The 23,541-nt window shown below is 42.4% G+C and carries 21 protein-coding genes; 15 read left to right on the forward strand and 6 right to left on the reverse strand.

What is annotated here, in order from left to right:
- Window positions 1-162: 162 nt before the first annotated feature.
- Complete coding sequence (locus tag APB76_RS06775) at window positions 163-606, forward strand: CopD family protein (RefSeq protein ID WP_049844764.1); 444 nt, start codon at window positions 163-165, stop codon at window positions 604-606.
- A 98-nt stretch (window positions 607-704) separates the two neighbouring features.
- On the opposite strand, the gene APB76_RS06780 is transcribed toward APB76_RS06775, so the two are convergent.
- Complete coding sequence (locus tag APB76_RS06780) at window positions 705-1,610, reverse strand: LysR family transcriptional regulator (protein WP_054961221.1); 906 nt, start codon at window positions 1,608-1,610, stop codon at window positions 705-707.
- Between the two features lie 87 nt (window positions 1,611-1,697).
- On the opposite strand from APB76_RS06780, the gene APB76_RS06785 reads away from it, so the two are divergent.
- A complete protein-coding gene (locus APB76_RS06785; RefSeq protein ID WP_054961016.1) occupies window positions 1,698-2,609 on the forward strand; it encodes a DMT family transporter in 912 nt (303 codons plus the stop codon).
- A 453-nt stretch (window positions 2,610-3,062) separates the two neighbouring features.
- Here the strand turns inward: APB76_RS06785 and APB76_RS06795 are convergent, their stop codons facing one another.
- Complete coding sequence (locus APB76_RS06795) at window positions 3,063-4,931, reverse strand: tetratricopeptide repeat-containing diguanylate cyclase (protein ID WP_237767883.1); 1,869 nt, start codon at window positions 4,929-4,931, stop codon at window positions 3,063-3,065.
- Between the two features lie 269 nt (window positions 4,932-5,200).
- On the opposite strand from APB76_RS06795, the gene APB76_RS06800 reads away from it, so the two are divergent.
- From APB76_RS06800 to gloA2, 6 genes are all read left to right on the forward strand, one after another.
- Entirely contained in the window at window positions 5,201-6,688 is a 1,488-nt protein-coding gene (locus tag APB76_RS06800) for an Lcl domain-containing protein (protein WP_054961013.1), read from the forward strand.
- A gap of 73 nt (window positions 6,689-6,761) precedes the next feature.
- A complete protein-coding gene (locus tag APB76_RS06805) occupies window positions 6,762-7,931 on the forward strand; it encodes a MerR family transcriptional regulator (protein ID WP_054961012.1) in 1,170 nt (389 codons plus the stop codon).
- Window positions 7,932-8,012: 81 nt separating this feature from the next.
- Window positions 8,013-8,549 carry a GNAT family N-acetyltransferase gene (locus tag APB76_RS06810; RefSeq protein WP_054961011.1) on the forward strand — a complete coding sequence of 179 codons (537 nt, stop codon included), beginning with the start codon at window positions 8,013-8,015 and terminating at the stop codon, window positions 8,547-8,549.
- Between the two features lie 166 nt (window positions 8,550-8,715).
- Window positions 8,716-9,333, forward strand: a complete 618-nt coding sequence (locus APB76_RS06815) for a hypothetical protein (RefSeq protein WP_054961010.1) — start codon at window positions 8,716-8,718, stop codon at window positions 9,331-9,333.
- 12 nt (window positions 9,334-9,345) lie between these two features.
- Window positions 9,346-9,774, forward strand: coding sequence for a VOC family protein (locus APB76_RS06820; RefSeq protein ID WP_054961009.1), 429 nt, complete (start codon window positions 9,346-9,348; stop codon window positions 9,772-9,774).
- An 8-nt stretch (window positions 9,775-9,782) separates the two neighbouring features.
- Entirely contained in the window at window positions 9,783-10,169 is a 387-nt protein-coding gene (gene gloA2 / locus APB76_RS06825) for an SMU1112c/YaeR family gloxylase I-like metalloprotein (RefSeq protein ID WP_049844775.1), read from the forward strand.
- Here the strand turns inward: gloA2 and APB76_RS06830 are convergent.
- The 4 genes from APB76_RS06830 to APB76_RS06845 form a co-directional block, all read right to left on the reverse strand.
- A complete protein-coding gene (locus APB76_RS06830; RefSeq protein ID WP_054961008.1) occupies window positions 10,166-10,966 on the reverse strand; it encodes a Cof-type HAD-IIB family hydrolase in 801 nt (266 codons plus the stop codon). The genes gloA2 and APB76_RS06830 overlap by 4 nt on opposite strands.
- Window positions 10,967-11,132: 166 nt before the next feature.
- Window positions 11,133-12,257: an HDOD domain-containing protein gene (locus tag APB76_RS06835; protein WP_049844777.1), complete on the reverse strand. Its 1,125-nt coding sequence runs from the start codon at window positions 12,255-12,257 to the stop codon at window positions 11,133-11,135.
- Window positions 12,238-14,274, reverse strand: coding sequence for an MHYT domain-containing protein (locus tag APB76_RS06840; protein ID WP_054961007.1), 2,037 nt, complete (start codon window positions 14,272-14,274; stop codon window positions 12,238-12,240). The genes APB76_RS06835 and APB76_RS06840 overlap by 20 nt, the downstream gene beginning before the upstream one ends.
- 52 nt (window positions 14,275-14,326) lie before the next feature.
- On the reverse strand, window positions 14,327-15,502 hold the full coding sequence (locus APB76_RS06845; RefSeq protein ID WP_054961006.1) for an HD domain-containing phosphohydrolase: 1,176 nt from the start codon (window positions 15,500-15,502) through the stop codon (window positions 14,327-14,329).
- Window positions 15,503-15,784: 282 nt separating this feature from the next.
- Between APB76_RS06845 and APB76_RS06850 the strand changes: the two genes are divergently transcribed.
- The 7 genes from APB76_RS06850 (at window position 15,785) to APB76_RS06880 (ending at window position 23,501) form a co-directional block, all read left to right on the forward strand.
- A complete protein-coding gene (locus APB76_RS06850) occupies window positions 15,785-16,753 on the forward strand; it encodes a helix-turn-helix domain-containing protein (protein ID WP_049844780.1) in 969 nt (322 codons plus the stop codon).
- Between the two features lie 258 nt (window positions 16,754-17,011).
- Window positions 17,012-17,584 carry a hypothetical protein gene (locus tag APB76_RS06855; protein WP_237767884.1) on the forward strand — a complete coding sequence of 191 codons (573 nt, stop codon included), beginning with the start codon at window positions 17,012-17,014 and terminating at the stop codon, window positions 17,582-17,584.
- A gap of 89 nt (window positions 17,585-17,673) precedes the next feature.
- Window positions 17,674-18,192, forward strand: a complete 519-nt coding sequence (locus tag APB76_RS06860; RefSeq protein WP_235431335.1) for a hypothetical protein — start codon at window positions 17,674-17,676, stop codon at window positions 18,190-18,192.
- A complete protein-coding gene (locus APB76_RS06865; protein ID WP_054961005.1) occupies window positions 18,189-21,020 on the forward strand; it encodes a CS1-pili formation C-terminal domain-containing protein in 2,832 nt (943 codons plus the stop codon). Before APB76_RS06860 ends, APB76_RS06865 begins: the two co-directional genes overlap by 4 nt.
- Entirely contained in the window at window positions 21,007-21,720 is a 714-nt protein-coding gene (locus APB76_RS06870; protein WP_049844783.1) for a fimbrial biogenesis chaperone, read from the forward strand. The genes APB76_RS06865 and APB76_RS06870 overlap by 14 nt, the downstream gene beginning before the upstream one ends.
- Window positions 21,686-22,774 (forward strand): hypothetical protein, encoded by a 1,089-nt coding sequence (locus APB76_RS06875; RefSeq protein WP_237767885.1) that lies wholly within the window; start codon window positions 21,686-21,688, stop codon window positions 22,772-22,774. The genes APB76_RS06870 and APB76_RS06875 overlap by 35 nt, the downstream gene beginning before the upstream one ends.
- Complete coding sequence (locus tag APB76_RS06880; protein WP_054961004.1) at window positions 22,737-23,501, forward strand: LysM peptidoglycan-binding domain-containing protein; 765 nt, start codon at window positions 22,737-22,739, stop codon at window positions 23,499-23,501. Before APB76_RS06875 ends, APB76_RS06880 begins: the two co-directional genes overlap by 38 nt.
- Window positions 23,502-23,541 lie beyond the last annotated feature (40 nt).

Below are 23,541 nucleotides of genomic sequence, written 5' to 3' on the forward strand. Positions count from 1 at the left end.
TACTGGATAGATTTTTGTCAAAAGGTTCAGGTGGGGAATTAATTAACTATCAATTAATTGATATTGATTATGGTTCTCATTTTTGTGAGGTGTCACTATTGAAGGTAATCAATCTCGCATCGCTCAATGCGGTCTGCCTAACCAGTAGAGAAGGGACAAAACATGTATGGTTTGTTAGTCACATTACATATACTCGCGGCGACTATTTGGACAGGAGGACATATCGTACTAGCTGTGGTCGTGCTGCCTAGGGTGCTACGAGAACGCTCTGCCCAGAGACTTTTGGATTTTGAATCTGTCTATGAAAAAATAGGTATGCCTGCGCTAGTTATTCAAATCATTACAGGGCTTATGTTGGCATACAGAATGTTACCTGATGTGAGTTTATGGATTGATATGTCTATTCCAATTTCGCACGGGATTGCCGCTAAACTTACTCTGCTATTGCTCACTTTTCTATTCGCATTAGATGCAAGGTTCCGAGTGATTCCTAAATTATCAGAATCTAATCTCACTGATATGGCATTGCACATTATTCCGGTTACTGTTTTCTCAATACTGTTTGTTATTGTTGGCGTATCTTTTCGAGTTGGGTGGTTGTACTAGTAGAAAGTAAAAGTGTTTTCTTTAGCTAGGGCTATTTGGGAGCAAGCACTACCCAGTACCGGCTTTTTAACCATAGCCATCTAAGTATTTACTTAGGGCTAGATAAACATTTTAAATCGGTTTTTCCAATCAATAACATGCTCAATAAAAGCATCGACTCTTGCTGGGCGATTTCCTCTGTCTCTATACATCATATAGACTTCTTTACCGGGAGCCAGCCAGTCAGGCAACAACGGCTGTAGGTTGAAGTGTTCCTGATTAAGGTCATGAAAATAATAGGTGGGTATCCAAGCAATCCCCAGTCCTTGAATGACTGCATCGCGGACAAGTAGAACATCATTAGAAGCGAAATGACATTTAGGCTGCTCACAATATGTTTCATTGGTTAGCTGGTTGATTAACGTCCAAGTGCGGTCGTTGTTTAAAGTAATTAGTCGATGATTAACCAGTTGTTTAGGATGAGTGATTGGTTCGTACTGCTCTAAGTAACTCCGTGATGCGCATAGCCCGAAAGGAATGGACCAAAGTTTACGAGCAATCCAATCCTGCTCGATGAGATCCCCGAGACGAAATGTGACGTCGATTCGATTGGAAACTAGGTTGACCTTTTCATTTTGCACATCTAAATCAATGCATATGTTGGGATGCTTTTCCGAAAATTCATAGACACATCTCTTTAACCACATTTGGGTCATGTTGATTGGGGCTGATATCTTGAGTGTGCCCGATAGAGACTGGCGCTCGGTTGCAATGCGAGTTGTAACGTTTTCTAAACCTTGAAGTAAAGGTTCACATTGCTGCCTATACCTTTCTCCATCTGGTGTTAATACGAAGTGATGCGCACTTCTGTTGAGCAATCGACATCCTAAGCTAGTTTCTAGCTTTTTAAGCTTTCGGCTCAAGGTTGCAAGAGGAATATTTAAATGCTCAGAGGCTTGTGTAAGGCTGCGATAACGCGCTATGGAAACAAATAAATATAAATCGTCTAGAGAATGAGATTCCATATTTGAAATCACCCCTCCCATAAGTGTCTATTAAAAGGCAACTATGAAATATATAACCTTGCTGAGTCAAGTTTATAAGGAGACTTTATGTCTAAACATTTATCTGTTTGGGGCGGCGTTGTTATCGCTATCTTTTTCTGGTCTAGCAACTTTAACGTCATTAAAGCTATCGATGGAAATATATCGCCGCTAGTTTCCGCAGCTTTAAGATTTTCAATAGCTGCTTTGATTTTACTGATATTGAGATGGGGTATGCGATACCCACATGAAGTAAAGCTTAAGAGTAAAGACATGTTCTCGTTGTTTATCATCGCGACAATCGGCGTCACTCTACAAAACTGTTCAATTTTTTATGCGATGACTTTCACTGTTCCCGTCAATGCGGCAGTCGTTCAAGCAAATATGCCTCTAGTCGCTATTTTGCTCTCAGGGCTCATTCTTAATTCCCCCATTTCGTATAAAACAATCTTAGGTGCGTTAGTGAGCTTTGTTGGAGTGATTATTGTCATTACGGGTGGAGAAACGACGTCAATAGCACTGAATATTGGTGACATTCTTATGGCGTGCGCCTTGTTGAGTGGTTGTTTATATACGATTTTAGCGAAGCGTTTGACACCTCATATACCTGTAGGACAGCAACTGAGGTGGGTGTTGAGCATTGGTGCTATGCAAATGCTATTTATCGCAACTCTTCAAAGTGATTTTGGCAAAAGTATCGATTCTATTGGTGTTCAGGATTTGGCACTAATAACCTATATGAGCCTATTCGGAACTTTGATTGCATATTACTTTTGGATGAAAGGTGCGATAGTCCTTGGACCGGATAAAACGGCATCGTTGTTCAATATCATGCCTGTGTTTACTTTACTGATTTCTATCTACTTTGGTCAGCATGTTGAATGGGTTCATGTTTTAGGCATTGTTTTGGTCGGTGTTGGAGTGTTTATTGGCAACTCAAACCCCTTTAAAAAGGTATCGATTGAAGCGGTGAAAGCATAGATTTATTAAGCAAGGCAGTACAATGAGTACTGCCTTATGCAGAAAAAGTTGAAGACGAGATGACATCTGCGTCGATAATGATCATCGGCAGAGACTCTGACCCCGTGGAAACGGTGTATGTCTCTATGCCTCATGGGATGGCTTTGGCTTCACTAATGGATGATTTGGCGCTGTTTTCGAAGCGCTATCCGGATATTACTTTAAACTTGCAGCTTGGTAATTATAGTGCCAGTTTGGGTCGCCGAGAAGCTAATGTATTCATACGGGCATTCAAACTTAGTTCGTGCGCCTTTCTAGAAGCCAATTCCCTATCGCAGCATTTGGTTATTGATGCACAGCGATCTGCGCAGAACAGCGCGAATTCGATGCTTTGTTGACTTCCTTGCAGAGCAGGTGCAGTCAAGGGAGAACGAATTTTGGGTAGCAGGGACGGTTAAAAAATGAAGCGTTGAATCAAGCTTGATTTGAGTGAATCTGATAGCGATTTCGGCCTGCATCTTTGGCTTGGTACAAAGCAGCATCTGCTTGTGCGAATACGGTTTCCCACTCTTCGGCAAGAAGTTCTCTTTTGCATGACGAAGCACCGATGGAGACCGTGATACTAAATTGCTGCTCATTATGATGAGCGATATGCTGTTCGACGTTCGCCCTGAGCCTTTCTAGGGTTTCTTCAAGTTTGTCTAAGTTGTCCATAGGCATAATTAAAACAAACTCTTCGCCCCCCCATCGAACCAAAATGTCTTTTTTTCGTAAGCTATTTTGTAAAGTTACAACCGTTTCCTTAAGGACTAGATCCCCAACTTCATGGCCATACGTATCGTTAAACAATTTAAAGCTATCAATATCAATTACGCTAACGACATCAATAGGACTTTGCATTGAAGAGGGCGATTGCTCCAGCCAATTTTCCAAAAAGCGTCGATTATAAGCCCCAGTTAATGGGTCAGTGGTGTTTTGGTTACGCAATTCCAAGTTCGCTCGCTTTAAGCGGAATACACTGCGAGCAACAAAATAGGCCAATATCAAAAACAGTGCTGCGTAGAGGATCTCACGCGAGCGCTGCTCTTTTAAAGTAATGGTCTGGAGTTGGTTTTTTGCTTCGAGTAGCTCGATCTCTCTCTTATTCAGGCGCCTTTCTAAGGCACTTTTTTCACTGAGTATGTCTTCGTTATAAGTTTGGCGGTAATAGTTTTTACGCACTAAGTATTTTTGTTTCATGAACTTAAGTGCTTTTTCATAGTTGCCTATTGCTTCATGTGCTTCGACAAGTTTTGATAGAATGTCCATTTCCCATGTGATCTCTTTACTCTCTGAAGTATGCAAAATATTAAGAACTTTATGGGCATATGTGATGGCTTGCTGATAGTCGTGCTGCATTAGATAAGCGCTTGAATAGGCTTCATAGCAGCTCGCCAACATAAGGCTTGAATTCGAGGCTTTTTCTGCCTGCAGTACGCAACGCTTCGCCATCGCGAGCGCTTCTTTGGGTTGACCAACGGTAGAAAATAATTGTGACATGTTGGATAAGGTCGAAATTTTTATTCGATTTGAGCCCGTTTTTTCTGCTTGTTTTAGTGCTTTTTTTATATAGTCTCGGGCTTGCTCATTCTGCCCCGTTGCGAAATAGATAGCGCTTGAATTGGCAAATAAAATGGCCTCAAATAGGCTGTTGTCATATTTGTTGTCAGTATAGAGTTTCAATGCACGTTGGATATATTTGCCAGCACGCTTCCAATCTTCAGACTGCATATAGACGGTGGCAATATTGTTTAGTGTCATAGTGGTTTGAAAGTCATCACCAATCTCACTGACCAGTTCGTATGCGGTTTTGTAGTAATTCAAACTGGCTTTGATATCGGAACGCTGAACTTTTATGTTTCCTAACCAGCGATAAGTACGAGCAAGAAGGCGTCGATAACCAATTTCACGAGCAACAGGCACTACCTCATTGAGAAGGTATTCCGCTTGGAGTAACAAGTCGGCATCAATAAGTTTAAGTGCTTGATTGAGTTTAGCTTCTGCAATTATCCAGTTTATGTTGTTCTCAGTCCCGAGTTTTTCCATATCAGGGATGCTTGAGCTTGTTATTCCTTCGTACTTTTTTAAATTGCCAAGAGCAAAGTAATAAAGTGCTTGAGAAGAAGCAGAAGCATTACTAGGCAGCCTTACTTCGCTAAAGCTGTCGGACCCTGGGCGGCATAATGAATGATAGTAAAACTCAAGCATTGGGCGATCTTGAGGAGTAATATGTGAGTATAGGAAGTCCTGATCAGCCGCAACATTGCAGGCAGCATAAGTCGGAGCTGCGGCAATCCATGCCAAAATGGGAACCATTATGGTAAAAAGGAGTTTCATTAAATCAGGTAGTCTCACTTATTAGGGGTTGTTATCTTAAAGGTCTAAAACTTCAGATTATTAATACTTTAGTTTACCACCTTATAGATAGGCTGCACTGCATTATGGACGATATTTAATAATGGTTTGTCCAGCCAATACCGTATCAATAGCTTTACATACCTTTACGCTCTGAATGTGTTTCTTTACTTGCCACTGCCTAGACTATGAGTACGTTGAGTAAACAAGGAATGACAATGAAAAATGCGCCAATTAAAAGTTTGTTAGCTATAGCTAGTTTAGCCATATGGTCTAGTGCGGCTAATGCAAACGAGTTGACCACACCGATTGTAGAGACCAACCAAAGTCAATGTTTTGGAGTTAGAAACACATTGACGTCTTGTCCCTCTTCTTCTGATGCCACTTTTGGACAAGATGCTCAGTATCAAGGAAACACACCAAGCTACACCAAAAATAGCAATGGTACCGTAAGTGACAACGTGACGGGTCTTATGTGGACACAGTCAACGGATCTCAATGGCGATGGCAAGATAGATGCACAAGATAAGCTGAGTTATGACGATGCATTGGATTACGTCGCCTCATTGAATCATGGTGGTTATAGCGATTGGCGCTTGCCCTCGATTAAAGATCTCTATTCTTTGATTTTGTTTGATGGCCAAGACCCAAGTGGTGTTAATCAGCCCGGCACCGTTAAGATGATTCCTTTCCTTGATGCAAGATACTTCGACATGAATGCGGGAGATGTTCATTCTGGCGAAAGGCTGATTGACAGTCAGTTTGTGTCGAGCACCAAGTATGTTTCTACCACCATGAACAAAGATGAAACGGTGTTTGGCGTTAATTTTATTGATGGACGGATTAAGGGTTATGGCATTGCGAGTCCGCGCGGCGGTGACAAAACCTTTTATGTCCTCGCCGTGCGCGGTAACCCAGATTACGGCCTCAACAAATTTGTAGATAATAACAACGGTACCATCACTGATAGTGCAACGAGTCTTATCTGGCAGCAGTCTGATAGCAAGTCGGAGATGGATTTTCCTCAAGCCTTGGCCTACTGTGAAAACCTTGAACTGGCGAGCAGAAGCGACTGGAGGCTACCAAGCGTGAAGGAACTGCAATCTATTGTTGATTACACGCGTTCGCCAGCCACAACTAACAGCGCGGCAATTGACCCAATTTTCAATACGACAGTGATCACCAGTGAAGCAAACCGCAAGGATTACGCGAATTACTGGAGTAGCACCACTCACGAAAACATGAGACATGGTGGGCATGGTGCGTATGTCGCCTTCGGATCATCCTTAGGTTATATGCGCAATGCTTGGATTGATGTTCATGGTGCGGGTTCTCAGCGTAGCGACCCTAAAACCGGAGACGCGAGTCAATACCCGACTGGACATGGCCCTCAGGGAGACGCGATTCGAATTGATAACATGGTTCGATGTGTTGCTGGTGGTGGTGTCGAATTTGTTCAGCAGCCGACCATAGCTAAACGACCAGTAGAAAGTTACCAAAATGGTGGAACTAATGCTTCTATGTCGTCAAAAGGCAAGCAAAATATGGCTGGTTCGAGCAACGGACACTTTTCGCGTATGGATCGAAATGGAGATGGAAAAATCTCTCGACTTGAAGCAAAAGGAAAGTTGGCGAAAGATTTCAGCCGATTTGATAGAAACAATGATGGTTATCTTACCGAAGGCGAAATACCAGTGAGAAAATAGTCAGCTAGGTTGACCTGTCTATAGCTTTATAGTTTAGAGTTAATGGTATCGACTAGAAGCTATGAGTGGACGGATGTACAAGATTTCCAAATTAGCAGAGCGGGCGGGCATTTCTCGTACCACTCTGCTTTATTACGAAAAGCTAGGTATCATTAAAGGAACGAGACAAGCGAACGGCTATCGCTCCTACAATGACAAAGATCTCCAACGCTTGCTCCTACTACAAAAGTTGCAGGCTGGCGGTTTGACGTTGAAAGAATGTCAGGCTTGCTTAGACGCACAAATCAATCGTGATTTATTGAAAGACAGGCTGAATCAGCTCGATCACGAAATCTCGCAAAAACAAAAGTCCCGCGAACTGCTCGCTGCGCTATTAGGCGAAAGTTCTCTTAGCGAGTGGCACGATACCCTCGACCAACTTGCCCCTGATGCGCATTTAGACTGGCTGATCAAACAAGGTTTTGATGAGAAACAGGCCATGCGTTTGAAATGGTTATCAAAAGATATGAATGAACATGATCGCTATATGCGAGACTTTGACTTGGTTTTCAGCCAACTCGCGTGTTGGGGACCCGGAAGCCAACAAGATACGCGTTCAGCGATTCAGAAGCTGCACTTTACACCTAAGCATGTTTTAGAAATTGGTTGCGGGCAGGGCATCGCGACCCGAACATTGCTAGAGCATACCCAAGCGCACATTACAGCGGTCGATAATGAAGAGTATGCATTAGAGAATATCAATCAAATCATGCAGCAACTCGGTGAAACAAAACGTGTGACTACCGTGTGCGCCAATATGGCAAAATTGCCATTTGAATCTAAGCAGTTTGATCTGATTTGGTGTGAGACCAGTGCTTACATTATGGGAGTCGAAAACGCTTTCAAAGAGTGGCGACATCTCTTGTCAGAAGGTGGCTATCTGGTGCTCAGTGATCTGGTCTGGAGTGTTGATGAGCCATCGTCTGATGCCTTGAGCTTTTGGCACAAAGAGTATCCAGATATGACCACAGTAGAGGCTCGCATTCAGCAAGCAAAGCGAGCGGGATATCGGCTAGTTGATTCATTCCCTGTGAGTAATCAAGCTTGGGACAACTATTACCAACCGCTAAAAGATCGGGTGAATGAGCTCGCTCAAGAGTTAGCTGGATCATCTGCTCTCGTGGATTTGAACCGCGAGATCTCTGCTTATGACAACCGCAATGGTGAGTTCAACTATCAGATATTTATTCTTAAAACAGGGTGAATTTTTTTGATCAGTCAGTGTTGACCTGTCTACAGCTTTACAGTTTAAGCTGCGCGCATAAACTTTAAAGAGGAACACACTATGAACTACGGTCTATTTAAGCCGAAAGAGACAGACGAACTTATTCAGTTATTCACTAAAACCTTTGGAGACTCTGAAGGCGTAGAGGAAGGAAAAGTTATTGGCACTCTAGTGAACACACTAGTAGAGACGACACCAGAGCAAGACATCGCGATTTTTGTTGCGAGAGATGAACAGAAGATTGTTGCGAGCATTCTATTTACTCGACTTGCTTTTGAGGAGGAGCACGCAAGTTTCTTGATGGCACCGGTAGCGGTTAGCACTGAGTATCAAGGACAGGGGATTGGGCAAGCATTAATCCGTCATGGTTTAGAGGAGATGCGCAGCCAAGGTGTGAAGTTAGCTTTCACATATGGTGACCCCAACTTCTACACTAGAGTGGGTTTCAATCCGACCTCTGAAGAGCAGTTTAAGGCACCGTTAACACTGAGCTTCCCCCATGGTTGGATGGTGCAGACCTTATCTTCAGACATGATTCAAGCGCTTGAAAGTCGTCCAACATGCGTAGAAGGGTTTAATCATCCTGCGCTTTGGTAATGAGTAAAACGTTAAAATGCCGACAATTCAGTTGTCGGCTTTTTTGTGTTTGTTAAGAAACGTCAGAGAGATAGCGTTTTTTGGCTTTCGCTTCAGGTTTGAATGGTCATCAACAAGACAGCAGTCTATTATTCGAGGCAGTGCATAGTCAGGATAAAGGAATCGTATGAAGCTAACGTTTGGAGTCATACTAAGCTTATGGGCTTGTCTAGTATTTGCAGAGCCCATAGAAGAAGCGCGCGAAAATGCGTTTATCAATGTAAATATGATGCTAGAGCTCGACGGAATCGAAGGTGCGATTCAGGATACCCGTCAGTCTCTCGACCAAGTTGGCGTTGCGCTTAACAGCATCGCGCAAAGTGGAAACTTGAATGATGAGCAACAGCAGCTATTGACTGACACCGTAGATAACCTTAATCAACTGGTGGTATTGTCTAAACAGTCGGTAGCCGCAATGCCGGGGGCTTTTGAACATTCTAGGCAAACTGTTGCGACAGAAAGTGAGCGCTTTCTTAATGACTTACGCTCGCAAATTTTGCTGGTTATCGGCGTGATAGGACTCGTCATTGTGTTGGTCATTGCCGCGATTGCATGGTTGATTTTACGCCCAATGCAAGAAACACTGGTTCGAGCTACGCAGAATATTTCTTCGATGGCTGGAGCGATTAAGACTACTGCTCAGGCATTGGATTCTATATCGAACCAACAGCAAGAGATTGCCAAACGTTTAGAGTTGGTTGGTGACCACAATAGCGACAATCAATCAGACTCGAATAAGAACTAAAGGAGAAGGGTTATGGAACCACGTGTCAGCATAATTACTTTAGGGGTGCAGGATTTAGAGCGCTCATATCAGTTTTATTCCAAGTTAGGTTTTCCTTCTTCCAAGAATCCTGAAGAGGGGATCATCTTTTTCAAAACGGGTGGCGTGTGCTTAGCTTTGTATCCGTTAGATGCATTAGCAAAAGATGTTTCGCTGGATATGGCGGTTGTGAAAGAGGGCTTTAGTGGGGTGACGCTCGCACACAATACCCGTTCAAAGCAGGAAGTGGATGAGGTGTTAGCGCTTGCGGTCAGTGCCGGTGCCAAGCTAGAAAAACCAGCACAGGATGTGTTCTGGGGTGGCTACAGCGGTTATTTCTCTGATCCAGATGGTTATTTATGGGAAGTGGCCTACGCCGATTTTTGGCAGTTCAATCAAGACGGCTCACTGGTTATTGAGTAGGAGGATTCGTGGAGCTCAAAAGAATACATCATGTTGCGGTTATTTGTTCGGATTACGAGGTTTCAAAACGTTTCTATACCCAAGTTCTGAAGTTAGCAGTTATCGCTGAAAACTACCGCGCCGAGCGGGATTCCTACAAACTTGACCTTGCTTTACCTGATGGGGGACAGATTGAGTTGTTCTCTTTTCCTAATCCGCCAGCAAGGCCAACCAGTCCCGAAGCGCAGGGTTTAAGGCACTTGGCATTTAGCGTTGATTCGGTAGAGCAGTACGCCGCTTATTTGATGAAGTGTGATGTGGAAGTTGAGCCGATTCGAATTGATGAGTTTACTGGTAAGCCGTTCACCTTTTTCAAAGATCCTGACGGCTTACCGTTAGAGCTATATCAAGCTTAGCTTAGTAGTTCACGCTGAATGACGGTAAATACACCAGCCTCACGATTGCTTGGCGCCTGAAAGCGTGCAATCTCTTTAATCTTAGGGTGAGCATTATCCATTGCGTATGAATGATAGCTCGCCTTAAGCATCTCTAAATCATTGAGATAGTCACCAAAACTCATGGTTTGCTCGTGGGTAAAGTTGAGCGTGTTTTGTAGGTGCTCGATCGCAGCGCCTTTTGAAGCTTCAGCGTTCATCACGTCTAGCCATATTTTCGCACTAACAACTACCTGATGTGTCTGACCAAACTCTTTGTCGAAAGTAGGGAAAACCAACTCTTCTGTGCCGTCAAAATGGCAGATGGCGATCTTGATGAAGTCGTCATCTACTTCGAGTAGATCTTCTACATACTGGCACTTGTAGTAATACTTAGCGAACTCCTCAAGCGCTTGCGGGTCTTGCGTCTCGATATACGCGGAATGTTTGCCACATAGAACAATTTGCGTACCGGAAATGCCTCTAGCAGCCTCAATAATCGATTTGATCGAAGGTTTATCGATCTCGCAGCTATAGAGCTCCTCACCCTTATGCATCACTAAAGTGCCGTTTTCGGCAATGAACATCATCCGATTGTTAATCGGTGAGAAGGTTTCCATTAGGCTGTAGTACTGTCGCCCTGAGGCCGCAGCGAAGATAACGCCTTTCTCTTCAAGTTGTTGGTATAGGTTGAAAAACTCAGGATTGAGTTGGCTATTTTCATCGAGAAGCGTGCCATCCATATCGGTGGCAATGAATTTGATATCAGGTGTTGACATATATAGGTGCACTGTATGATAAAACAAGGAGAGTCGAGAGACTCAAACCATAACTTAATTAAGCTTATTGTCAACTCGAGCTACTAGAGCAAAGAATACTAGAAGCTTGAGTGACAAACCACACTTAGGTATGTCGGGTAATCGAAGTTTTACTTGCAATTGTTACTCAGGTTTGATGGTTTTGTTCCAACACGGCAACCGTGCTTTCTAATTCAAAGTGAGCCTTGAACTTTTCGTCGACGGGTTTTCCAGTGAGGATACAGGTGGCAACATAGACAGCGCATGCCGAATTGAATTTAGATTGCACCAGTTTTTCAGGATCATCATGGGTTAGTACACCTTCAATGATCGGTAAAGGAAAGCCCCAAAAATAGAGTAGATAGCCGCCAAGTTGTTCTGACTTAGTTTTGAACAGGTAACGCTCAAGGTGAGATTTATCGTTGCCCTTCGTTTTAGGATTAAGAAACGCGCTCATTAGATCTGGGGCTATTTTCATTCTGACATACTCGCCAATGCGATGAAGGATGCCAATTAGAAAAGTAGTATCTCTGAGATCGGGCTCGACCAATGTCGAAGCTAATTTAGCCACCTTTAAGCTGTGAGATTGAATCTTCTCAAGGGGTTTGCTGGGTTCGTTCATAGAAACAGAATACACCTCAAGCATAGCGATAATATTGGTGACGACTTGTCCACCCAAACGAGTAATTGCTTCTGAAATGCTCTTTATCTCTTTGCGACCTCTAAAAATGGCATTGTTTGAGATTTGAATGATTTTGGCACACATTGCGGGCTCTTCACTAATAAGCTTAGCCACATCATGCATTGATGAGTTTGGGTCGGCCAAGGTGCGCTTGACGTCAAAGAACAGTTTTGGCGCTACTGGCAATGAAGTAATCGTTCCAATTGCGTTTTGTATGACGCGATCTGGGAACAGCTCAAGGATTTCTTCTATGCGTTTCACCTCTGCTTTGATGACACTGGGATCACAGGGTTTCATGAAGGCTTGGTGAGCGAAAAAACCCCCTCTAATGGTTATGTCGGGGTCTGAATAGCCAGAGAGTGAAGCGCGTATAATTCCAGGATGCCTTTTACTCACTTCTTCAAGTAACTCTGCACCATTCATTCCGGGCATAAGCATATCCGAGATAATTAAATCGACCTCATGCTCTTCTAAAAACTGCAAAGCCTCTTCACCGCCTTCTGCGGTAAATATCTTCCATCCAGTTCCAAAAAGGGCTCGCTTTAATCCATTTAGGATCATGCGTTCATCATCAACTAGCAGCAGCTTCATTATCGAGCCTCTCTGTTGTACTAATTCTAAAGTCGGTCAACGGTAATGAGATCGTGAATGTGGCCCCTTCGCCTTCGGTACTTTCAGTGGATATTGTTCCTTTATGTAAGTCGACGATCACCGAGTAAGCCAAACTCAACCCTTGTCCTGTGCCTTTGCCAACGTCTTTTGTGGTGAAAAACGGATCGAATATTCTATTGATAATGTCCTTAGGAATGCCGGTGCCGTTATCTTGAATACGTATTAAGGCTGAATCGTCTTCAAGGTGAGTGGAGATCTTAATGGTGCCCAGTGTACCATCTTGACGGCCGTATCTTTCCTCAATGGCGTGAGCGGCATTAATAATGAAGTTGAGCATCACTTGGTTGAACTCATCTCGATAACAAGGAATAGCGGGCAATCTGGAATCAAAGTTGGTTTCGACTTCGGCAACGTAGCGCCACTCGCCGCGAGCGATAGTAATCGTTGATTCAATCGCTTCCGCAATGTCGACTTGATGCATTTCGTGGTTACTAGAGTGCGAGAAAGATTTCATCGCTTTAACGATTTTTCCAATACGTTGTAACCCTTCCAAAGATTGATCAAGTGCGAGTGGGATCTCTTCGGCAATAAAGTCCATATCACTGTCAACGATTTCACTTTTAATATGTTGGCGTAAGTCGTCAACGGACTCATTGTCTGATCTTTCAACGGTTTCTCTAATCTGGCCAATAGTATTAAGGCAAGTTTGAAAGGCGTCCTTCAAAAAAATCGTATTATCAGAGACATACTGAGTTGGAGTGTTAATTTCATGGGCGATCCCAGCAGCGAGTTGGCCCATAGATTCGAGTTTTTGTGCTTGCCGCAATTGCTGCTCTAGTTCCATACGTTTTGAGATGTCACGAATGACACAGTTAAATAGTTTTGTCTCTTGATTACGTATTGCGATTGCCGATAGGCTGACCTCTATCGGGAATGATTTACCATCTTTTTTGATGCCTTCTGTAGTTAAGTTACTTCTATGCTCAAGGTCACTACTCGCACCATTTTGCAGTGATACTTTGTCGAATGCTGGCATCAAGTCTTCGATATTTTGGTTATCGATCATCTCGCGTTGATAATCAAACATCCTTAATCCCATATCATTGACGCTTTCGATCATTCCTTCTTGATCGACGATGATAACGCCATCGGCAAGGTTGTTGAGTATATCTTGCTCACGCAGTTTACTTTGAACAATCGAGTGTTCGGCGAGCTGCAGTCGTTGGTCGACAATAGAGGCGACAAAAGTAGCCGCGCAAATTAGCAGCACAAATAGAGCGACTATCAATGCAATGTTATGGGCGTCGTTCATATGACTCCCCATCATCTCAGGTGTGCTCTCAAGTGCGTAGAAACTTACAGCGCCCATCGCCGTGTAATGCATACCAGCAACCGAAAGACCCATAATAGGGGCAATGAGTGCTCGATTGGTCGCGTTTTCCCCATAATGACGATTTCGAATTTTGATCATGTAAATAGAAATACAGGCAAACAAAAAGGCGATGAAGATAGATAAAATGAACCACGCGAAATCATAGACCATCAGAGCGTCTATTTGCATCGCTTCCATACCAAGGTAGTGCATGGAGCCAATGCCAAGCGCTAAGTAAAGTGCACTGAGCGCAATGTCTAAAAGCGAGAATCTTTGGCTATAAAGTACTTGGAAAGCAAAGTAGGCCCCCACAACCGGAGGGACAAATGACAACGCGGTTATGCCTGGATGATAAGACATTTGAGCTGGAACCATATAAGCTAGCATTCCAGTGAAATGCATTGCCCATACACCTAGGCCAAATACGACACTGCCAAACAAACGCCACAAGCTGACCGTTTTTAATTCATTGGAACTCCACATTCTCTCTATGACGATTAAGCAAGAATAAGCGGCTAAGCTAGAGACGAGAACGGAAAGAAAAACCAAAGAGTAATGGAACTCTCCTTGGAGTAAATTGTAGTTTTCAAGATCAACAGATTTAAATCGCCAAAACTCAATCATAGCTAAAATCGTCCCTTGGTTTGCATGTAGTAACAACTGGAACTGTTCTCAGTCAGTTGCTTAACGTCTGTTCTTCATCGTTTTGTTGTTGCTCTTCAGGCTCTATCATAGTCACCCAAACTTCTCCAGTCACAGCGTTGTTCTCTAAACAGTGGTGGACAATATTCATTAAGGTTGGTGTGACTCTTTGTCCTTTTCTCGCGATCAATTGATCTCGGTTGGTTCTGATCTCTTGTTCAATGATCATATTCGGGTTGAGGTAACGTACATCGACAAAAGTCTTTGGCGCCTCATAACCAAGTGTGGACTTAAAGGCATTGAGTATGCTTGGGTCATAAAGTTGTTGTTCACTGTCAAGTTTCTCAATCGCGTCGGAAACGGTGTAACCTGCATTTTCCAGTTTTATATAGTCACAGACGACTTTAAGCATCCTAGAACCGTAAGGTAGTTCGGTCCCTTGTACACTATCTATAGGGTTGCCTTCTCCGTTGAAGCCTTTCTCCTGGTAGAGAATGGTTTTAGCAATTCCCCCCATACGTGGAATCTGTTTCAGCAAATCAGAGGATAAGCAAGGGTGCTGATCAAACAGTTGTCGGTCTTCTTCAGTGACTATTTTACCGTTGCTGATGTTTTGCAAAGTACTCTGAGGAAAAATGATAAATCCAAGCTGCGACAGCTGAACCATTGGCTCAAAACTCCAATGAGGCTTGAGATTGAGTTCCTTGCCTAACTGTTGCATATGGAGCTGAACCTTGTTACTTCGTTCACTTATTTCGGGGCTAACCAGAGAAACTACATCGCTTAGGACATTGATTACGCCTTTTAACGTCTTGTTAAGCAGTACTTTTTCGGCAACAACAAGTTCATATTGTCGTATCGCGGAGTTTATGAAACTGAGTAACTGTTCAGGTGTGCAAGGCTTATTAATAAAGCGAAATACGTCACCTAAGTTAACAGCGTCAACCGCCGTTTGCTGGTCGGCATTCCCAGTGAACATCATTCTTACTGTATCAGGCGATCTTTCTTTAACCGTTTGCAGCAATTGCAGTCCATTCATGATGGGCATCTGCATATCAGACACGATAACGGCGTACTGTTTTTGTGAGATAAGCTCAAGGGCTTGTTCGCCGCTGCTTGCAAGATCTATATCAACATGACTCCTCAATGTTCGACGAAATGAATTAAGAATGTTCACCTCATCGTCAACCAAGAGTACAGGCTTTTTCATTGTTCATACTCGTGAAGTTGCATTATTAATTTAGTGTAGTACAGACAGTGAGTTATGGAACTCTACTGATATTTTTTTCACTGTTAGAGTTGTGAAATGTGAAACAAGATTGATATATCCTTCCAATGCGTCGATTTGTTTTGCAGCTTGCTGACATTTCGTCACTTTTAACACTCCTTAGCACAATGGTAGTCTAAGTAAATCTGCGGGCAGGTGAGTTCTTTTAGTCACAGCTACGCGTCTAGGGAAGTATCTAATGTTTAACAACTTGGTATAAGTTCTATGTTTGCAAGTTACCTCAAGAAAAAAAGAAAAGAGCAGAAGGTCACTCAGTCGGAAATTGTCGAAAACTTAAAACAGTTTCAATTTGATGCGTTTGAATCTCTTGATAATGTCACGTTAAGCCGCTGGGAAAGAGGAGTCACTGAGCCATCGCGCTACAAGCAATTGCTGATTACACGTTTTTTTAATGATGATCTTTCTGAGTTTTTATTGGCTCAACACGTAGAAAATGACTTTAAAGAGCTAAGAAAGATTTTCTATGATAGATATGAATCTGTTTACAGCTTCTCGAATCGCCTTAAATATGGAGAACACCAAGCAAACTGCTACCAAGTGTTTGAGATGGAGGCGCTATCTGCTATAGGTCTCCAAGACTGCCTTTCTGAAATTGAAGGAATGCACAAACAATTTGGTATTCCAGATAGCGAAATGTTCAGGCATGATTTTCATGATTTGATAGCAGATAAGTGTGGAGAGTTTCGTGTTTATTTAAATAACGCTTCTAAAGCAGGGCACTACTTAGCTTACTATTTTGAACATGATGAGTTCCTTCAACAAATGGAGCAATCAAGTTGTACACCGGACTACAGCAAAGCTTGTAATAAAGAGCGCAATAGCCATTTGGTGATGTTTAGCAGTAGCCGGTTTTTTGAAGCGCCTTGTTTGCGTTTATATAATGTTTATCGAGAAGTCATTACTGCCATTAACAACCCAAATATTCAATATTTTGCTATGCGAGTAGTTACTCAATCTGCCTACAATTATTACAGTCATCGAGGATTTTCTGTAGTCGCATGTGAAGGAGAAGGTGGTGCGGGCGAGTTTGTCATTGGCGGGAAAAAATATCGCCAAGCAATTATGATGGCGGATATAAATCGTTTGTTGTCATCAGACTATTTGATCGCCTTATATCAACACTATGCGCCAATGGCTTGTGTCAACGAGCAGTTACACAACAGTTTTATCTAATCCTGAAGGTGTGATATTTAGATCCTTTTGTTATCTTTATTCGATTGATTACTAGGTATTCAATCGGCCTTATTGAACCTATTTCTCGAAGAATTAGGCATTGTGGCAATGGTTTAAATGCGGTATGCCTATTGTTGATCTTTGATTGAAGATTAAACTTGTCTCCGACGTCATACCTCTATGGCGGATGATATTTTGAATGAATTTTAATACTGTTATTTGTATCAAATAATAGTATTAGACTTTTATAATTAGGAGATGAAAGTGAATAAAATAAAAAAGTCGGCCATGACCGTTGCATTATTAGGCGGGGCTCTAATGAGCAGTGGTGTATTTGCTGCAGATAATTTCGCTAGTATCGCGCAAGCGCAACTAAACTGGCAAGGCGTTGTTGGTGGCTCATTTTTTTCTAAAGATATTGCACTAACTGGCCAAGGTGGCGGTGATATTATGGATGGTACTTTAAAAGTTGCTAATAGTGGTACTTTTAAGTCATTCAAAGCTATTGTTGTAGAGGCACATGCAACAATTGACAATGGAGATGGTAGCTACTCACCTGATCCAAGCACACTTTATGATCAGGATGTGAATTGGAACTTGGTCTCATCAAACGTGAGCTCAACGGGTAACGGTGACTATGATAGCACACGTCTAAAATTCCAAGTAGACAACACAGAGATGACACCTGGTAGTGTATATAAAACGACTGCGGGTGATAATATTATCGGTGTGACAACAAGTTATACTGATGCAGTAACAGGAGTGGTTCCAGGAGAAACAATCATTGTTACAGCCAACATTACCGCCGAACCTGATGTAGGTAAAATCTAGCCTACTTATTACTTAGACCCAATAATACTTTTGCTGTTTTACAAGCTGCAGTTTTTCTGCAGCTTATTGTCATGCTCAAGATGTATCAAATGAAGTATACAATGTTATTATTATCATTCTCTTTAGTGAATTTTTCTGTCTGTGCGGAAAATATAACTAGGAGCTTTAATGTCTCCACATATATAGATAAAGGGAAAGTATATCCGTATACGTTAGAAATCATACCAGGCGAATCGAGCTTTCTACTTGAGTACGATGAAGCGACAAAAGTATTTTTGGACCACGATGTTCAGTTAAATATCGTTTCAGATATTCCAAATTCTGAATCGTCGATGGGGTTTGGATACAACCTCAACTTGTTAGAAAATCGTTCTGTTTGTCGTCACAGCAGTGACGATACGGTCAGTCAGGAAGGATTTATCAATCTATTGATTGACGGCAATCCGTTTGATCAGACACAGCCAGCTAAGGCTTTGCTATTGTCTCCCTCAACAGAGGCGGGAAACTTATCTGGCCAAGCTGCGTTGACACTTAAAAGCCAGCCAATTAAAGAGACTATGCTGTATTGCTCTGGGTCAATTAGCATTGAGGCAGAGTTATCGCTATGACTTTAAATAATATTTGTCTTGCGCTATCGAAAGTCTGTCTATGTTTTCCTGTGGTTGCTTTCGCTTCAGAAATCCCTTCAGAAATCCCTTCAGAATTTCAAGATTTAATGCAGTCTGAGCATACTGAAACGAGGATTATGATCAATGATACTGATTCTGTCATATTAATGGCTGATTTAGGGTATGACAGTGTAAAAGTTGATAAAAACGAAAAAGATGCTCTCCTGCGGTTCCTTTCTAAGCAGTATTTAAAGTCACACGCGATTCGGCACGTGTTGACAGATCTTATGGAAGGGGTTTCAACCAGTGAACTGTGTAAAGGGATGAGAGAAAACTGCGTTATTAGCGGCGCTTTACAATATCAATATGTCGTCATCAAAGATAAGGCAACCGTGCGTGTTGTCATTCCAACTTCAGAAATGGCGGAGCGAAAATCGAATCGCCATTACATTGATGACGCAGTGGATCAAAATGCACTAATGATGCACCACCAGTTCAACGCCAATATGGGCTCTGAGAGTGACATTAACGCTTTTTATAAGAACAAGTCGACATTAGGCGCTTTTGGTGGTTACTTTGTCAGTGATCTCAACGTTAGCAATCATTCTGCATCTGGTAACAATGACCTCTATTTTGATCAGTTAAACTACAACTACGCGAAGGAAGACACCCGCTTTCGTTTCGGCTATACGTCAAGTTCTGTTGACTACTACTGGAACAGCAGCGCGATTCTAGACGCACATACCCAGATAGATGCTGTTAGTTTTGACTTAGGCTCAACGTCTGATTTGATATTCAAAAACCGAGATTCAGATCAAAGGCTCTACTTCTCTATCCCTTCTTCTGGGCGACTTATAGTCACTCGTAGAAATGGTGAACCTGTACTCGAGAAAAATGTAAGTGCTGGTCAGAATTACATTTCATATAGTTCGCTGCCGAAAGGAATTCATGTCCTCAATATTAAAGTTGTCTCTGGTGATAGTGTTATCTATCACGAGGTCAGAAAAATCTACAATGCCACTAAGTATGCGCTGAATTCAGGTGGTTTTGACTACCAACTTTCGGCAGGTTCTATGTATAAACAAGATGCCGATGAGGTAACAACAGACCAGTATGATGTTGAAGAATATCAATACAATGGCTTTGTTCAGGCAAGCATAACAAACCGAATTACTGATCCAGTTTTAATTGGGGTCGATGTGCTGAATACAGCTGAAGATTACTATGCGCGCACCGCCATACAAATTGATGTTGATAAAAATCTTGCTGTTAACGCGTTGGCAGGCACTTTTAGTGATGACAGCAGTTACCTTCAGTCTGAACTGACGTTAGGTAAAGCCTCTTTTACGTGGAGCAAGTTTTACGACGAGACAAGCCCACTAAAATATGACCTTTCCAATTACCTATATGGCTTTGGCTCTTTTCAGGAGTTTACGGCGAACTATAGCCATCGTTTGGGCTCTGGAAATTTCTATACTAGCTACTCCAATTACAAAAGTGAGAGAGGTGGCACTTATTATGAACTTGGTGATGAAGCAGTATTTGATGACTATAAATCAGTGATGGCTGGCTATACATTTTCAAGCCTATGGCACAGTACTATTGATATCAATACAACCTATTCAGAATCTACCGATGCTCTAAGTGGTGAAATGAATGATGAGTGGATGCTTGGCGTTAACTTCTCTGTGCCGTTAGGCACACATTCATCAATGAATTATGCTGCGAGCACCAGCAGTAATGGATACCAATATCACCGAGCAACCATCAATCATCAATTTGAAACTGATGATAGTGTTTCTCTGAGTGGTGAAGCGGGCTTTAGATATAGCGATAGTGAAGCGATTCCATCTGAGACCATTGGTGAAGCGACTTTGTCTGCGGGGTATCGCGATCAGCACTTAAGCGGTAGCAGTTACGGTTACTTGGACACAGAAGGTGACTACAACGTATTTGCAGCTTTCTCCGCTTCGACGATAGTGACTGATGACAATACCTATATGACAGATAGAGCGGCTGACAGCTACTTAATCATCGAAAATCAGCAACTTGATCAAAAGCTCCACTCCCTAACTGACGAAAGCGAATTTGTGAGTGTAGTTCGTATTAAAAGTAATGATGACCCTGCTGGGCAAGTACTCGTCGATGAAGATACAGTGATCTACCCTTTTAAACCTTATCGAGAGTACAAAGTCGCATTAGATGAAGCGGCGAGTGATTATCACAATACAGGCGAGTCCTTTGCAGAATCGAGTAGCTATCCGGGAACCATTCTTAAGTTAGATGTTGATTTACATAGTGTTAAATCTTACTTGTCAGTATTTACCGATATTGAAGGGAACGCGGTAGATGACGTGAAATGTAAAGGCGCGGGTTGCCTTGATGTTGAAGAACTTTCCCAAGGCGTGTTCAAGTTTAAAATCAGCCAAGGTTTGCCGTACCAGCTTGTCAGTCGCGGACAACGATGCGTTATTCCCTATTCTGATGAGTACGAAAGTTACAACCTAGGTACCAATTTCTGTATGCCTCAGTTTGACTTGAAAGACGGGCAGCAGATAGCGAAAGGGCGAAATAACAAACTCTATTACTATGTGGGGGAGTTCTCCCAACCATCTGTTATCGAGCACTATGAAGAGCAATTAGCTAACCAGGATCTTGTGTTCGTTAAAAAACAAGTTGGAGAGCATACTTTTGTATTTATCGAGACTCAAGAGCAACTTGCCGATAACCAAGTTCAGTTTATTGATGAATTCAGTGTCTACGCACTGGAAGAGTCAGACCATTTTCCATACGCCTCTGTGCAGGAGACAACCCATGAAATGCAATAGCCTGTTATCAAGTCTTATCGCTACGGCCATCTGTTTTTTTGCTGCTAACACTTGGGCCTTTCAAGTTGATACCTTGATGTTAGCTGGTAATGAGAAAGGAAACGGCATGTTCACCGTTTCGAACTCTGAAGAAGAAACTATCTATCTGAAAGCCGAGGTTTTAAAAGTAATTGTTGAACACAACCAAATTAAAAAAATCCCCCTTAATAAAAATAACTTTATGCTCTGGGATCTTGCTGTTAATCCGGCTAAGGCGATTCTTCACTCAGGCGAGATGAGCAACTTTTCGGTTCGATATCTGTGCCGGAGAAATTGCGATCGCAGCCATGACAATGTTTATCAGGTCAGATTTACACCAGTGGTTTCTCCTGATGCGGAAAACCAGAATAAACTCGATATCCGTTTTGGAATCGCGCCTTATTACATTGTTCCTGCACTGAAGTCTGATGTGGATTATGACATTAATTTTGATAAACAAAACAAGAGGTTAACAGTTAGAAATACAGGTAATACCTTCATCAAAATTAAAATTGATAGCTGCGATAAATTCAGTATGGATCAAAAAGGATGCCGAGCGCTCTATTACGTTTTAGCAGGGCGCAGTAAAACCATTAAGCTTTCAGACAAACTCTACCGTGAATCACTTAAAGTTATCGTAGGTAACCATGATCAGTCATATAACGAGACCATCACTCTATAAGTTAGCGTTATGCCTGTTCAGTTGCTTGTTGCTACTGCCTTGTGCCGAAGCGACAACGATTAGCGGCTTTGTGAAAGGTGGCAGGCTAACGTGGTTCAACGCATATAACCAAAGTGGCTATTTAACGTCGACTAATTGGCAGCCACTCTCCGGATTACAACCAACAACAGAGTGGGTTCCGGGGACTTTTCTTGGGCAGTCGGTCAGTACAATAAAACTGAGGAACAGTGAAACAGGCGAGAGTGTTGATCTTGATTTTCAGGTTGTCGGTATTCAATACAACTTAGGTAAAGCGAGCGCTCACTTCGATGGCTCTGAGCCTGTTAACGGCAGTTATAAAGTATGTGAAACCGCTATGGGTGAAGGTGGAGTGGTTACACTGGCGGATACAGGTATAGGTTTTTGCATCAACAGTAATACCTATAAAACGGCGGCTGCATTTACCCCCTTTCAATTTGCTCGACCATTAATAAAAACTTCTGATATAGCTCAATCATTACGTGAAGCGGGAGTAAGCAGTGGGCAATACACAGGGTCAGTCATGGTTCGCCCTGCATATGGTTTTCGCTCTCCTACGGGGAGTTGGACATATCGAAGTACAACCGGAGTTCCGGTGACATTGTCTATCCGCTACGAGGCGGCAAATTTGGCCAATATTGAAGTCAGCGGCAGTGGGGTTATGCCTGCGAAATATGATCAGAAGAAGTTAACGGCTTCCGGGCAAACAGATTACTTAATAACGGCTCATGGCTTTTTTACCAACGGACTTAAGTTAAGTTTCCCTGAAAATGAAACTGATAGTTTTAATCTAGCCTATGTTGATGAAGGCAGTGCCAAACCAATTCCATATAGCATCGATTGTAATGCCTGCGAGGATACTTCGCTTGTCAGCAACGGAAAGCTCAACTTAAACAATAGAGAAACGGTCGTAGGTGGAGAAGGGGACACGGTAAGCCTGATGCTTAATGTTCACTACGACAATATCCCAGCAGATGATTTAACTACTGGTAATTACTATGACCAATTTACCGTATATTTCGAAGAAAACCTGTAAACAATCAGCAGCAGCTAGCTTATTGATGTGTGCTTTAGTGGCTTCTCATAGCTTAAAGGCTGAAGAAGTAGAGTCATGGGGCGGTATGTCTTGGCCTGATAAGCTCGAAAGCAAGGCTTATTTTGGGGACACCACAACGTTGGGTATAGACGCCGTTCATAGCTGGGATAACTTTAATCTTAAAGCTGGTGGGCAGTTCCATGTTGCAGGAGAGACAAACCTAGCACCTGGTGGCTATCATCGAAATACCTTTTCTGTTGGAGTGAGTCAACAATTTCAGCTTGCGCAAGATCTGAATTTAGAACTGGGAGCGGGCTACGCGTACCGTTCTGCCTTCGTTGATTACGGTTTAAGGTGTCAGTTGCCGGGCAACATTACCGCGTTGGCAGGGTATCGCTTTAGCTTTGATGACACTGAAGTGAACAAAAACCAGTTTTACACTGGGCTGAGTATTGCGTTTGATCACCCCAAAGCATGGGAAGAACCAAACACCTCAATCCTAAAAGTAGAGACAGCAATTGTCGCTCAACAATCAGAAAAAAGTGGCTTAGAAAATAAGCCAGACAAACCGTTAAGAAAGTTGCATCAATATACGGTTAAGAAGGGAGACTGGCTAATTAAAATTGCCAGTAAATATAATGTTTCTCTATCAAGTATATTAGAAAGCAATAACTTCAAAAATATAAATTTAATTTATCCTGGAGATACTATTTATTATCTTAAATAGCAAATATCTCTAATGATTTAGTTATACAGGAAGGGAGGAT

Origin of the sequence: Vibrio bivalvicida, from assembly GCF_001399455.2 — a bacterium.
Lineage (GTDB): Bacteria > Pseudomonadota > Gammaproteobacteria > Enterobacterales > Vibrionaceae > Vibrio > Vibrio bivalvicida.

Coding starts and splice junctions, on each gene's coding strand:
- APB76_RS06775 (WP_049844764.1), top strand. CDS start 163: ATGTATGGTTTGTTAGTCACATTACATATACTCGCGGCGACTATTTGG.
- APB76_RS06780 (WP_054961221.1), bottom strand. CDS start 1,610: ATGGAATCTCATTCTCTAGACGATTTATATTTATTTGTTTCCATAGCG.
- APB76_RS06785 (WP_054961016.1), top strand. CDS start 1,698: ATGTCTAAACATTTATCTGTTTGGGGCGGCGTTGTTATCGCTATCTTT.
- APB76_RS06800 (WP_054961013.1), top strand. CDS start 5,201: ATGAAAAATGCGCCAATTAAAAGTTTGTTAGCTATAGCTAGTTTAGCC.
- APB76_RS06805 (WP_054961012.1), top strand. CDS start 6,762: ATGTACAAGATTTCCAAATTAGCAGAGCGGGCGGGCATTTCTCGTACC.
- APB76_RS06810 (WP_054961011.1), top strand. CDS start 8,013: ATGAACTACGGTCTATTTAAGCCGAAAGAGACAGACGAACTTATTCAG.
- APB76_RS06815 (WP_054961010.1), top strand. CDS start 8,716: ATGAAGCTAACGTTTGGAGTCATACTAAGCTTATGGGCTTGTCTAGTA.
- APB76_RS06820 (WP_054961009.1), top strand. CDS start 9,346: ATGGAACCACGTGTCAGCATAATTACTTTAGGGGTGCAGGATTTAGAG.
- APB76_RS06830 (WP_054961008.1), bottom strand. CDS start 10,966: ATGTCAACACCTGATATCAAATTCATTGCCACCGATATGGATGGCACG.
- APB76_RS06835 (WP_049844777.1), bottom strand. CDS start 12,257: ATGAAGCTGCTGCTAGTTGATGATGAACGCATGATCCTAAATGGATTA.
- APB76_RS06840 (WP_054961007.1), bottom strand. CDS start 14,274: ATGATTGAGTTTTGGCGATTTAAATCTGTTGATCTTGAAAACTACAAT.
- APB76_RS06845 (WP_054961006.1), bottom strand. CDS start 15,502: ATGAAAAAGCCTGTACTCTTGGTTGACGATGAGGTGAACATTCTTAAT.
- APB76_RS06850 (WP_049844780.1), top strand. CDS start 15,785: ATGTTTGCAAGTTACCTCAAGAAAAAAAGAAAAGAGCAGAAGGTCACT.
- APB76_RS06855 (WP_237767884.1), top strand. CDS start 17,012: ATGAAAGTGAATAAAATAAAAAAGTCGGCCATGACCGTTGCATTATTA.
- APB76_RS06860 (WP_235431335.1), top strand. CDS start 17,674: ATGAAGTATACAATGTTATTATTATCATTCTCTTTAGTGAATTTTTCT.
- APB76_RS06865 (WP_054961005.1), top strand. CDS start 18,189: ATGACTTTAAATAATATTTGTCTTGCGCTATCGAAAGTCTGTCTATGT.
- APB76_RS06870 (WP_049844783.1), top strand. CDS start 21,007: ATGAAATGCAATAGCCTGTTATCAAGTCTTATCGCTACGGCCATCTGT.
- APB76_RS06875 (WP_237767885.1), top strand. CDS start 21,686: ATGATCAGTCATATAACGAGACCATCACTCTATAAGTTAGCGTTATGC.
- APB76_RS06880 (WP_054961004.1), top strand. CDS start 22,737: ATGACCAATTTACCGTATATTTCGAAGAAAACCTGTAAACAATCAGCA.